The following is a 13,060-nucleotide window of genomic DNA, read 5'->3' as shown; positions in this document are numbered from 1 at the left end:
TCAGTCGGATTCGACGATGCGGTAGAAGCGGGTTCCGTTCGGAAAGGTGGCGGTTTTCGGAGGCCCGGCGTCGAGCCATTGGACGCGCTCGCCGGTGCCTGCGATCGAGGGCTGGCTGACCTTCCACACGCTGAGATCATCGCTGTATTGGACGGTGTAGCGCTTCTCCGCCAGGGTCTTGAACTCCACGAGCAGACCGCGGGAGTCGATCCGGAGGATGCGCAGGTCGAGCGCGAGCGGTGGGACATCTCCGGGTTGCTCGGGCTCCGCCTCCTGCGGGGACAGGTTGAATCCGGGGGTGAAATCCGCGATGCGGCTGGGGCGGTAGTATTCCAGCAGGATGTTGATGCTGGCTCCCGGAAGGATGTCGCCGAAGATATCGATGTAGGGGATGCCGTTCTCGTAGCCGTGGCGGTTCCAGAGGATGACGCCTTCCGGCAGGCCGGTCACTTGCAGGCGGAAGCCGTGCAGCGTTTGCCCCGTGGTGTTGGTGAGCGTGAGGTTCTGCTCCAGCAGGCCGGTCTGCGGATTGAGCGTGACGTTGCCCGTGACGGTGACCTCCGGGACGGATGTCATGCCGGTGATTTCCACGGTGGAAGGTACGAAGGTGATGAAAGGGTCCAGGGTTTCACTGTAGGCTGTGACAAAGATATCCTCCGTGGGTCCCAGTTGGTTCCACGGCGAGATCCGCAGATCGTAGAGTCCGGCCGGTAGCCCGGTCAGGGTGAAGGTCGCCAGCTCATTGCGGCTGAGTACGGGCAGAGCGGGGGAAAAGAGACCGGAGCCTTTCAGTCCGCCTGTCCCGGTGGAAGTGCTGGTGTCCGCCGGGGAGTTGAGGATGAGTCCGTGGTGATCCAGCGTCGCATTGGTCACCGGGGTGATGACACCGGCCACGGTTCCCTCCCGGTTGCTCACATTGATGATCATGCCCTGGCTGTAGAGGCCGCCCACGGGCACCGGATCGATGATGATGCTGCCATTGATGGGGACGCCCTGGTCGGCGGTGTAGGCGGGTTTGTCGAAACGGATCTCCGTCGGCACCAGGCGGGATCCCGCGGCGACATTGCGCAAGCGGCAGATCTTCACCTCGAACGCGCCGCTGTTGTTATACCACCCGAAGCCATCCGTCGTGCCGAGGAACAGGCGCGTCGCCCCGCTGGGAACGACGAACTGCTGGCGCGTGCCGGTGCCCCTTCCGGTGAGGCCATCACCGATGTAAAAGATCTGGTTGTTGCCAGGGGCGAGAACCTCGAAATCCAGTCCATCCGGATACTCCATCACGGACGGGGCGGGATTCGCCGGGATGGCGTCCGTCAGGAACACACCTACCAGCGCATCGATGGGGAGCGAGTTCGCTCCCGTATAGCCGGCGATGCCGACTTCCGAGGCGCTGCTCCCCACCGCCCCTCCGTCAGGGGGCGCGGTGGGGTTGGATGACCCACCATATGAGACGGATCCTGTGGCGGAAAAGGACAGGATGTCGCCGGAGGTCACCGCGGTGGCGAGGACCGGGCTATGGTCCGGGGCGCTGTCGGCTTTCGCGTACGTGCCGTCCGGATGCCCGGCGAGGAACGGGTTGGATCGTCCGGGAACCGTCACATCTGCGGACAGTTTCTGATACTCGAAGCCGACCGGGATATCTGCATCCTGCAGGCAGGGACCATCAGCTGCGGAGAATGAGAAGTCGTCCAGCGCCGTGTCATTTCCCGCGTAACTGGTGGTGGCAAAGGCGATCTCCAGCCGGGCGGTCGTGGCGGCCCCCGAATTCCAGATGCGCGAGAAATTCGTCCAGTCGCCCAGTGGGATCGGGACATTGGCGAGGGGGGGCAGCACCACGCCGTTGACCCTCATCTCCAGTTGGGAGGGGTTCGCACCGTAGAGGTTGGAGGCCCAGATGGAGAAAGTGTAGTCCGTCCCGGGAGTGACATTCACTTCCTGGGCCCAGACGACGGGCTGGGGCGGGGTGTCGGAGCCATTCACCACCATCATGAACCCGTTGCCTGTGGTGTGGTCACCGGGATTGGCGAAAAGCGAGTGCGCCTCTCTCGGGAGTTTCAGGACGCCGTAGGTTTCCGCAGGTGTGAGGTTGGTCGCGGAATAGGTGTAGGCGGAGGTGAAGCCCTGGTTGCCGAGTTCAAAGTCGCCGTTGGCGATCAGGTTCTGCGCCTGTAGGACGCAGGACGACCACGCGAGCAGAAAGATCAGGGAAAGCAGTCTCATGGGAGGGAAGGGGGATCAGAACCGGAAACGGACGCCGATGACGCCGATGAAAGATTGGGAAAACGAAAGGGATGCCCTTGAGCCACCGGCATTCAATTCGAAGGCGTCCAGGTATTGGTAGCGGAGTCCGGCGAATCCGGACCACTGGCTGTTGAAGTCATAGCTGGCGGTGCCGCCGGCATAGAACCCGGGCAGCACGTCACGGTCCCCGCCGCGGGCGGTGGACGTTGCGGTGGCACCTCCAAATGCCGTGGTGGAACGCTGGCGGTAATCGCCATCGATCACGGCGAGGGTCACGCCCGCCTCCAGTTGGAAGTGGAATTTCTCGAACGGGGTGAATGATATCCATGGTCCCGCACTGAAGGCGAACAGGTTGGCCTCCAGCTCCCGGAAACCGGAAACCGTCGCACCGTCCGGTACCAGCAGCGTGTCCTGCACGGGAGTGGTTCCCAGAAGCGGGCCGGGACCGTTGAAACTGCCGGTATAGGGGGCCAGCGGCGGAACGACCCCATTGAGCTGGAAGGTGTCCGTCATCCGCCGGCCATCGAGGGCCAGCGTCGAGCCGCTCCGGATGCCTATATTGGCATAGTTCATCCGGGCGATGAGCCCCCAGCTCACCGCCTGGCCGCCCAGTTGGAATGTGCCCATGTCACGTGAGGCGAACATTTCGAAAGCGGCCAGAGCGTCATCCGTTTCCCGCGTGGAAGCGGTGCCCGGAACATCCGTGATGGAGAAGGTAAGCGAGCCGCCACCGGCCGGATCATACTGTGAGGCATTCTGGTAGCTCCAGTTCGTGGTGGTGGTGGCGCTGCCGCTTATGTCCGGACGGACGAAGCCGTCGTCATACTCGCGGACGGCGGCACCTGGCAGGGGAAACGGGCGCGCGGCTGGCAGCCCCCCGAGTCCTGAGAAGGAAGCCTTGAGATTGAACCATGGAGCGTAGCCCGTACCAAAACTCCACGGGTTGGTGGACTCCGGCATGCTGATGGGGTTTTTCGCTCCGGCGTGGACGGACGAACAACCAAGATGGGCAGTGACCAAGATCGCCGCAAAATGTCCGGTCACGTGATATGATGTTACGATTCTCATCAATAAAGGGGGGATTTTGCGGCAGATTCAACCAACCTGCACAATCTGGGGGAGATCCATGGAGCGTATCATTTGATAATTGGTAGTCGAGGTATTTCGGGCGTGTTGCCTCATAAAAAGAACACCGAAGGAGTGGGTGTGCGGACACCTTCCCCAGAATGCTGCGGAGCGCATCAGAGCCTCCAATATATTTGTCACCGATAAACACACGGGTGGAGGGAGACCGTCCGGGGAACGGGTGGAGCGGATCTGCTCGCGGATCTCCAGCTTCCAGAAGAGGCGCGCTGCTTCCTCGGTGGCGGGGATGAGATGGAAGGAGTGGATGGCGGAGGCTTCCGGAAAGGGGGCGTCTTTTGTCGGGGGGGCAGGGTGCATGCCATGGACGAAGGGACATTTCTCCCCTAGCTGGCGGCGCAAATCTTCGACCCAAGGGGCTCGGCACAACTCCATCATATCAGAAATCTTAAAGTGTTCAAAAGAATAGTTTTGGATGCTTGTTGTTGGAGAAATCTTTTTGGGACTTACGGAATATCCGTTCTTGGTGACGTTCTGCACCTTGGCGGCAAGCGTGGCGACTTCCGCCTCCAGTTCCGGGAGCGGAGTGGCGTAGCGTTCGGCCAGGGTGCGGATGCGAGCGGTAAGTGTCTCCGAGATGCGGTCAAGTTCACCGTGGACGGAGGTGGTAAGGGTTGCCAGCCACTTATCATCCACGACCAGCGTATGAATCTCCTTTGGCGTGAGATTCGCGTAGTGGTCGTGGGCCAGTTGATCGAGCGCTGCCTCAGCTTCCCTGATGGCCTTCCTGGTCTCGGACTCGGTGTTATTGAGCTGGAGCCATTGAACGAGGATGGCAGCATCTTCCTTTGCTTCCTTGTCGCTCTTGATCTCCTTCAAGCGGGCGTTGATCTCGCTCTTGGCGATTTTCTCAAGCTGACCCAGCACGCCTTCCTCGCCACAGTGCTCCTCTTCCAAATCGGTGAGGCTAGCGGTGGCGGATTCCAATTCTGCCTGGAGCGTCTCGATGGCGGCTTGTTCCTTCGCGTAATAGCGGGCGACGATGAGGGCCTTCGGCACTAGGTCGCAGGTCCAGCCCTTGTCCTTCACCTTACCGTTCTTGCCCGTCTCGATGATGCGGGTGGGCTCCGCCACCCAACCATCAGCGGAGATGAGGTAGCAGTCATCCTGCATGGTGGCGGTCCAGTAGTCCGTGAGGTGCTGGTAAATCGCGTAAGGATCCAGGATGGAGACGGACTGCATGGTGAGCAGCAGCCCTTCCCCGATGAGGTGGGCCAGCTCCTTAGGGTGATCGACTTGGCCGAATCCCACCAGCTTTGGGCGGAAGGCCTTTTTCCATTGGTCGAACTGGGAGACTGCCTTGTCCCGGTAGGTGATGAACTCCGGGTGCTGTCGGATGGTGGCGGCGATGTCCGCTGCGGGCACCCGCAGGGCAGAGTAGCCGGAACGCTCCCCGCGCTTGAACAGGGCCTTGCGCACGCCGGGATACTCCTGCCAATCCGCTGCGAAGGCATCGATGTCCCGGTTGGGGATGCCGCCGTAGAGGTGCCCGGCGATGTCCTGGAGGTCTTCCGGCTCGCTGCTGTCGATGTAGCGAGGAAGGTTAAGGTTGAAGTCGTTCTTCGCGATCTCGTCATGCGGCACGAGGCGGGCGTAGCGGTCACCCCCCTCATCCATGCGGGTGAAGACATCGACAATCTTGTGGATGTCCCGCTCGCGGAGGCGGTTCTTCGGCCCGTCCTTGGCGAAGCCCTTGCTGGCATCCACCATGAAGATGCCCTTGCGCGCGGCGGCGTTCTCCTTGTCCAGCACGAGGATGCAGGCGGGGATGCCGGTGCCGTAGAAGAGATTCGCCGGCAGGCCGATGATGCCCTTGAGGATGCCGGAGCGCACGAGGTGAGTGCGGATGGCAGCCTCCGCATTTCCCCGGAAGAGGACGCCGTGGGGCAGGATGCAGGCTCCCTTTCCGGTGGCTTTCATGCTGCGGAGGATGTGAAGGAGGTAGGCATAGTCTCCCTGTTTCCCGGGAGGCTCGCCCCACGCGAAGCGCTGGTAGGGGTCCGTGGCGGGCGTGAGACCGGTCAGCCAAGCCTTGTCCGAGAAGGGTGGATTCGCCACCACGTAGTCATAAGCACGGAGGTTCTCGCCGTCCTTGAACTTCGGGTCCGCGAGCGTGTTGCCGGAGAGGATTGTGGCGGTGAGGAAGTCGTGCAGGATCATGTTCATCCGGGCGAGACCGGCGGTGGTAACATCCTTCTCCTGGCCCTCTAGGGTGATGCGCCTGCCAGCCTCCGCCGCCACCTTCAGCAGCAGGGACCCGGAGCCGCAGGTGGGATCGTAAGCGCTGGTCTTGCCCTTGGTATTGCCCCCTTGGGGATCACCACCGCAGGCGCGAAGTCGTCACTGTTCCCGTATTTGTCGGTGATGTATTTGATGAACAGCAGGAAGAGGACGTAGTCCTTGTATTGGCTGGCATCCATGCCTCCGCGCAACGCGTCGCAGGAGGCCCAGATGGAGGAGTAGAGGTCGGATTTCTTGAGAGCCATGTGACGGGAATGGGTCTATCGGAGGCCCGGCTCTCCCGGAAGCGGAAAAGGTCGCGGGGAATTACCCTGCACTTTCAGTTGAACAAGGTGGCGGTGATTCATTGCTACTTCTTGATTTCAAGAAATATAGAGGTTTCCGATCCTTTCTCTGCGCGGGTCGATGGCTAATTTGCCCACGGATCACCAAGGATCGGAAAACTGTTGAATCCGCTCATTGAATGTCGGGCAACGCCATTCTTAGGAGTGCCCTAAAGTCCGGATTGAGCGGCGAGGCTATTTTGGGTAGAACGACAACATGACCTCCCGCACGGTTTCCTTGCTGGTGAAATACTGCCTCCAACTGACAGGGAAGAGCCTCGCGAGTGCCTTCGTGCTGGAAATGGATCCCGAGGTCGGATGGAGGATGGCGAGAAGGTGCGCGGAAGCACGGATTGAGTTTCCGATGCCGCTGACCGGCCGAGACCATCACGTGGTTTCAGCGTATCATGAATTCTTGGCTCCCGGTCGGTTCGCCAATCCTGTCCTACATGAAGCATTTCGCTTATACTCCGGTCCGGAATCAGCGGTTCTGAAAGCGATGATCATCGCCGGGCTTTCCGAAGATCCCGATAATCATCTTCAGATAGTGGGAGAAAAAATGGGCTTACGGAAGGAGGTGGTGGAAGCGTTCGAAACGCTCTACTTCAATGTTCTCGACCGCTGCGATGAGACGCTCTACCTGGCGAATATCGTTTATCCCGACGGACGGCTTGCAACCCTGGATGAGGACTATTTTGCTAGAACGTCGTCTGGCGATCTGCTTTTGAGGGCGGGGTACGATTATCTGGATATCGAACTCGTGCAGTATCTGAGCGGCTTGCGGGGCAATGACTTCATCAGGGCGCTGATGGAAAATGGCGACGCGGCGTGCCAGTTGGAGGACGCAATGCACATGAATGCCAGCTTGATGCTGAAGGTAGGGGGAGCCAATGTAAAGTCGGCGAGTCTCAATCAATTGGTGAAGTTGGTGTCGAGCGGCAGAAAATCTCGTACAAGACAGCCTCTCACTCTGTCGCAGGAATTCGACATGGCCGAGGAACTGTGCGATGCGATATCAACTCCAAAGTCCCCTGAATCTCATCCGTCAGAAAGCAAGAGGCCCGCACCCGTACGTGAGGATCTTGTACAATTACCTGCTATGGAAGCCAAACGGATGTTCGCTGACGGCAGCAGCATTCAGAATTTCCAAGTCCCGCGGAAGGCCTCGTGGAAGAACAAGGATAGTGACCGACCGGTTGTTGTGATCGCTATCATGCATGCTCCCGGGAAGGCTGATCACTACCTCACGGAAGACAAGGTTGGGATACCTGTGGAGGAAGTCGAATTGTTGGGTTCTTCAGAAGTTCAGTAGATCCGATCATAGGGTGGCACGTTGATCCTCAGTGGATCGTGAACATTTCCGTGTGACTGTGCGGATCGATGGACTTCAAGACATAGGAGTTCCAAGTTCTCCTCTTTTGAGAGGGTTGTCCGACGGCGATCTGGATCAGGTACTGTGTTCTGCCAGCTGGATTCCGGTTCTTGACAGACGCTGATCTATGTCAGCGCTCCTCGTCGCAGCACGACGTTCGGGACTCTCCCCCGGCTGGACTTTGTCGTTATCCCCAATAGGAATCAGGCGTGCGGTGATAATAATGTGAAATCTCGTAGGAATGAGCAGGATTGCGGTGACACGCAGTGGGTGCGGTGATTGCAGTGATGAAAGTTGGAGGGAACTCTCTCTCGCGCGAGGACCTTTTTTCCTAGCCTTTGGTTCGCTGGCTCGAGGTCCTGTAATGCCACAATAACCCACCAATTTAGACCTCTACCGGATCACCTCTGGATCCTGGTGAAGGTTTTGACGGGATGCCCGCTTTGACGGAACTCCGGACATGTCGGAGGTTCATAAGGGCAGATCGTGACGCCGACGAAAACATCGGATGGCGTTGCCGCTGCGCGGATCCTCGATGACATCGAACATCTCGAGACCTTCGGGAGTCCGGAGCGAAGGTCGATTGGGGTTTTTCCTGGAGTCAGTCCTGAAGTAGGGGTGGCCATCTGGATCAAAAATCCAAACGTCTGTTTGGTGCAATCCTAGATCATTGGAACTTTCAAACGTAGTTGCCCTGGACTTTGATCGATCAAGCCTAGGCTGAATCGACATTCATTTCAACCAGATCATGGCTGCTGCGAGGTGAAGTGCGCCCATGAAATGACAATCAAGACGGTCGAACCGTGTGGCGATGCGCCTGAAGTGTTTGAGCTTGTTGAAGCATCTTTCCACCAGATTCCGCTGCTTGTAGATCTCTTTGTCGTAGCGGATGGCGCGCTTGCGGTTGACCTTTGAAGGGATCACCACACGCATCCGTTTGGCGCGCACCAGATCACGCAGCGCCCGGCTGTCATAGCCTTTGTCCGCGATGACCGCCTTGGCTTTCATGCCTGCAAGCAGTTCGGGTGCGCTGCTGATGTCGGCCGCCTGCCCAGGAATGAGAAGGAACCTTGGTGTGTTGAAACCATTCTGTGAGATTTGATGCCTCTACCGGTAGAGGGTGTAGGCAAGGAGTCGAAGCAAGGTTTCGTGGCGTTGGGTAATGTCGAGACGTGCGGTCAGGGCTGATCCACACAGACGCTTCATCCCGCCGATGAAGGATTCGATATGCCATCGCTTGCCGTATACTGCTTGGTTGAGTGCTTCCCGGGTCATTCCCGAACGATGAATGCATCGAATTTCGTTGTATAAACTCATCTCACTTAACCCATCAACCCTTGAAAGAGTGCATTCCGTTGACAGAATCTGGAGCAGAATCTCTTTTTTTCCGACTTTCGCGTAAGATTCGGCTGCCAGTAATTTAAGCGGAAGTGTAAAACTACCATCTACTTGCCCCAATTTTTTTATCAAATCCAAGTCGCTGTCGACGTTCCAACTCTGTTTGATGGCTGCGATTCCCCACGAGGGACGGCCAAAGAGGTTTGCACAGGAAAGGATCCTGCACGCAATCGCATTCTTCATGCAACTATCCATGCAATCTAGATGTACAGTCCCAATGAAAGGTGGCACAAAGAAACGGAAGATGCCAGCCGCATCGAAAACTCTCCCAACCCCCAACAACCCAAACAAACAACCCTTGTCACTGCTTTCAATCTTCCCTCGGAAATGGATCTACATCATTCCCTCGATCGTCGCGATGCCCGTGGCGCAGTCCGCCAACGTGATCTATCAGCACAGTTTCTCCGGTACCTCCGCCACCAACCTCGGAGGCACCGGCCTTGATGTCAGCACCAACAGTCTCGGCGGCACAACGGGTGCGGCGTGGCTGTCGTCGACGCGCTTCAAGGCGGACGGCAGCATTGCCACGACCGATGCGGCGGGCTCCGCATTCGTGGCTTTCTCGCCTCAGGCTGGAAATATCTATTCCATTTCGGTGGAAACCCGTGCTACTCCCCGCGCCTCATCACCCGGCAACTTCCTGGTCACCGCCGTCCCCGAGCCATCCTCCGGACTACTGGGAATGATCGCCTTTGCCTCATTGGCATTGAAAAGAAAGCGAAACGCCCTGAAAGCATGGCCGCTCGTGGCATGCTGCTCTCTGTCTCTGATGGATCGTTCCGAAGCAGCGGACCATTACGAAACGTATGTCCGGACATCCGAGGATTTCCGATCCGTGAAGCAGGACAAGGAGTGTGCGCTCAAAGCCTGGCCTTCCTGGACCTACATGCCGTGGACCTACCAATGGCACATCGGCTATGACGATGCCTCCGGCGAATGGAGCCGCGCCCATGGCTACAGCGGCACTCTGGTTGACCAAGGCCACTTGCTTTCCGAATCCACGAAGAAGGAACGGCTCGATTGGATCAGCAAACATGATCTCCGGTTCTATCTGGATCACGCGGCGGGCAAGGGCATCCTGCATCTGTGGGATGGCGACAAGGTGAAGCCGCATTTGGACCAGTTGCAGGGGACGGGAACACGGAACGTGCCTTTGAATGCAGGCGCGGAAGCCGAGCTCAAGGAGATCATGAAACGTCATATCGGCGCCGTCAAAGACTCCCCTCACCGCGCGGCCTACGCTTTGGATGACGAGCCTTCGTGGGGCCATTTCGTGCGCCCCGCGATGTGGCAGATCACCGATGATCCCGCTGCCTATCCCCGGTGGTTGAGGGAAGTCTACGGTCCCGATGCTCCCAAGCGCGAGAAGTGGGTGAGCTACGATGACATCCGGACGCAGCTCCCGAACTGGAGCATCGCCGATTTCGACGCGAGTCCGCTGATGGATCAATGGAGTTTCAGTGACACGTATTGGGCGAACCTGTTGGGACGGTTGGTGCGGTTCTCCAACGAGTTGGATCCGGCGACACCCTGCGGCTTCGTCGGAGGACAGGCCCCGAATGCATTCGGCGGCTACGACTACGCCAAGCTCATGCGGAAAATTCAGTTCATCGAAAGTTATAACAACGGATCGTCGCAGGCGATCATCCGCTCGTTCAATCCACGCAACGCCCTGCCGACCGTCACGACCCATTTCCATCGGGATACCGACGACACCATCTGGCAGACATGGTATTATCTGGCGCATGGCAACCGCGGCCACATTGGCTGGGTGGAAAAGTGGTTCGATGGAAAGACGCCGAAGTCCTGGCACGCCGAAGTCGCTCCGTCCTATCTCGAGGCCGACAGGAAGATCGGCCCGCTGATGGCCGGTGCTGAATGGCGTCATGACGGCGTCGCCATTTATTACAGCCACGCGTCTATCCAGCTCGGCTGGATTCTTGATGCGGAGCCTCACGGCAAAACCTGGAGGCAGCGCAACTCCGACGAGCGCTTGAGCAGCGGAGCCCATGTCCGCCGCGCCTGGGAAAACATGCTCCGCGACACGGGACTGCAATACAACTTTATCAACTACGTCGATGTGATCCAGAACGGAGTGCCGGCCGAGTATAAGGTTCTCATCCTGCCGGGGGTTCTCTGTCTGTCCGATTCAGAGGCACTGGCGATCAAGGCCTTCTGTGAACGCGGGGGAACCGTCATCGCCGATTACCTTCCCGGACTCTGGGATCAGCACGGCCGGGGACGCAAGGATGGTGGCGCGCTTGACGCGATGTTCGGGGTGAAGCATCCATCGACTTTATCGGCGAAGGATATCTTCGGCGCAAAGTATTGGGTCGAAGTGGATCAGGATGCGAATTTCTCCTGGAAGGACTACGAAGGCTTTCTGACCAACAAGAACGACTGCGTGAAGGACGCCAGCGGATTTTATAAGGCAGTGCGCGCAATGGAGGTAGATCACGTCGCCCCCGCGGGCCGTGGCAAGGCAATCCTGATGAACCTCTCCCCGCAATGGTACAACGCCCATCGCGAAGCAGGATTTGAGATGGCGAAGAAGCGCGGTGTTTTCATGAAGCACGTCACGGCCGCCGGGGTTAGGCCGTGGGTTCGCATCACCGAGACGGAAGAAACGGTTCATGGCTATGAAATCACCTATTGGAAGCAACCCGCGGATGACGGAAAAGCGTCGCGGACGATTCTCTACGTTTGTTCGAATCCGGAGATCCGTGGAACATCCCTCGGCGGCGGGAATTCCGCCGGACTCAAGGCGGACACCCTTCCGATCAAGCTCCGGTTCACGCGCTCCATCCAAAAGGTCCGGGATGAACGCACGGGCGAAGCGCTCGGCGACGGCGCGGAGTTCGGCCGCCAATGGAAGCAGAATGAAGCAATCGTGCTTTCATTCGAAGGATGATTTGTCCCATCATCCACGATCGACAACCGGCTTGCCCAACGCCGTCGATCAATAATCGGACTTTCCCCAGCCATGAACGAGGATCCAGAACCCGGCCAATGCCATAGCCGCCGTCACTTCCTGAAGCGCTCCACAGGAATGCTAACAGGACTGCCTGCCTACTTCGGCGCCGCCTCGCTTTTTCCCGTTCATCAGGTCCAAGCCCAATCGGAATCCGCCACTCAAATCAGCAAAAGCATCATCGGTCGCTATGGTTCGTGGGCGTCCACGCTCCGCCCCTCACCTCCCTCGCTGTCATTCCGGAATGCCAATCAGACCGATCCGATCTCATGGCGAAAGGACGCGCAATCGAAAGCCCACGAATTGATCGCATCTCCGGACCTGGGTTCCAACCCGCAAGTGCGGGTGGATAAAGCCTACACCTACGATGGATTGGCCGTGGAGGAATTGAGTTGGCAACTGCCTCATGGGCGACGCATCAACGCGGTGCTGCTCAAACCGGAAGGTGCCACCAAGCCCCTGCCCGGCATCCTCGCTCTTCACGATCACGGAGGGAACAAGTACTTCGGGGCCAGAAAGATCACCCGCACCTCCGCGGACGTGCATCCCCTTCTGGTCGAACATCAGAAGAAATATTATGGCGGAACGGCATGGGCCAACGAGATCGCCCGAAAAGGATATGTCGTGCTGGTGCATGACACGTTCGCGTTTGGGAGCAGACGTGTCCACTACGAGGACGTGGAAGGGATTCCATGGGGTCCTCTCAATGTCGCCGGCAAGTCCGACGCTAATCCGGAGGAGAGCAACAACATCGCCAGCTACAACGAATGGGCGGCGGAGCATGAAAATGTCATGTCAAAGTCGCTGTTCTGCGCGGGGACGACATGGCCCGGCGTCACCCTGGCGGAAGATAGCGCCGCCTTGGAGGTGCTTTCGGCAAGGCCCGATGTGATCGCCGGCAAGATCGGATGCGGCGGGCTCTCAGGAGGCGGATTGAGGACCGTGTATCTGACGGGCTTGGATGATAGGATCCAATGCGCGGTCTGCGTCGGCTTCATGTCGACCTGGGACGATTTTCTGATCCGGAAAGCCTACACCCACACCTGGATGACCTACGCGCCGCTCCTGCCCAATTATCTCGAGTTTCCCGAAATCTTCGGCCTGCGGGTGCCCGTCCCGATCATGGCTCTCAACAACAGCCAGGACCAGCTCTTCACGTTGGAGGAGATGAAGAAAGCCGACTCGATCCTGCGGGAGGTCTACACGAAAGCGGGGGCCGCGGACCGCTATCGATCGCGCTTCCATGACGGCCATCACAAGTTCGATCCCACGATGCAGAAGGAAGCGTTTGATTGGCTCGATCGCTGGCTGAAATAGCGATAGGATAAGGGGACAGACCCGAATGGCACGGGATTAAGCCACATTTCATTG

Annotated in this window: 8 protein-coding genes and 1 pseudogene; 3 read left to right on the top strand and 6 right to left on the bottom strand. The window is 58.5% G+C overall.

Features of this window, described 5'->3' with window-relative positions; translation table 11 throughout:
• From KF712_16160 to KF712_16145, 4 genes and pseudogenes are all read right to left on the bottom strand, one after another.
• Positions 1-2,220 (bottom strand): hypothetical protein, encoded by a 2,220-nt coding sequence (locus KF712_16160; protein ID MBX3742521.1) that lies wholly within the window; start codon positions 2,218-2,220, stop codon positions 1-3.
• Between the two features lie 15 nt (positions 2,221-2,235).
• Complete coding sequence (locus tag KF712_16155; GenBank protein MBX3742520.1) at positions 2,236-3,285, bottom strand: hypothetical protein; 1,050 nt, start codon at positions 3,283-3,285, stop codon at positions 2,236-2,238.
• 51 nt (positions 3,286-3,336) lie between these two features.
• Positions 3,337-5,685 (bottom strand): annotated as a pseudogene (locus tag KF712_16150) (N-6 DNA methylase).
• On the bottom strand, positions 5,628-5,870 hold the full coding sequence (locus KF712_16145; GenBank protein MBX3742519.1) for a type I restriction-modification system subunit M N-terminal domain-containing protein: 243 nt from the start codon (positions 5,868-5,870) through the stop codon (positions 5,628-5,630). Before KF712_16145 ends, KF712_16150 begins: the two are co-directional and overlap by 58 nt.
• A 295-nt stretch (positions 5,871-6,165) precedes the next feature.
• On the opposite strand from KF712_16145, the gene KF712_16140 reads away from it, so the two are divergent.
• Positions 6,166-7,260: a hypothetical protein gene (locus KF712_16140; protein ID MBX3742518.1), complete on the top strand. Its 1,095-nt coding sequence runs from the start codon at positions 6,166-6,168 to the stop codon at positions 7,258-7,260.
• 792 nt (positions 7,261-8,052) lie between these two features.
• Here the strand turns inward: KF712_16140 and KF712_16135 are convergent.
• Together KF712_16135 and KF712_16130 are read right to left on the bottom strand one after the other, a co-directional pair.
• Entirely contained in the window at positions 8,053-8,418 is a 366-nt protein-coding gene (locus KF712_16135) for an IS5 family transposase (GenBank protein MBX3742517.1), read from the bottom strand.
• A gap of 9 nt (positions 8,419-8,427) precedes the next feature.
• Positions 8,428-8,901, bottom strand: coding sequence for a hypothetical protein (locus KF712_16130; protein MBX3742516.1), 474 nt, complete (start codon positions 8,899-8,901; stop codon positions 8,428-8,430).
• A gap of 115 nt (positions 8,902-9,016) precedes the next feature.
• Between KF712_16130 and KF712_16125 the strand changes: the two genes are divergently transcribed.
• Positions 9,017-11,629 carry a beta-galactosidase trimerization domain-containing protein gene (locus KF712_16125; GenBank protein MBX3742515.1) on the top strand — a complete coding sequence of 871 codons (2,613 nt, stop codon included), beginning with the start codon at positions 9,017-9,019 and terminating at the stop codon, positions 11,627-11,629.
• A gap of 72 nt (positions 11,630-11,701) precedes the next feature.
• The gene (locus KF712_16120) at positions 11,702-13,006 is read left to right on the top strand and encodes a hypothetical protein (GenBank protein MBX3742514.1); all 1,305 of its coding nucleotides are present in this window, start codon (positions 11,702-11,704) and stop codon (positions 13,004-13,006) included.
• The last annotated feature ends 54 nt before the right edge of the window (positions 13,007-13,060 follow it).

The sequence above is a fragment of the Akkermansiaceae bacterium genome (genome assembly GCA_019634595.1).
Taxonomy (GTDB): domain Bacteria; phylum Verrucomicrobiota; class Verrucomicrobiia; order Verrucomicrobiales; family Akkermansiaceae; genus Luteolibacter.
The sequence above is the reverse complement of the archived record's forward strand: the minus strand, read 5'-3'. Positions and strand labels throughout refer to the sequence as shown.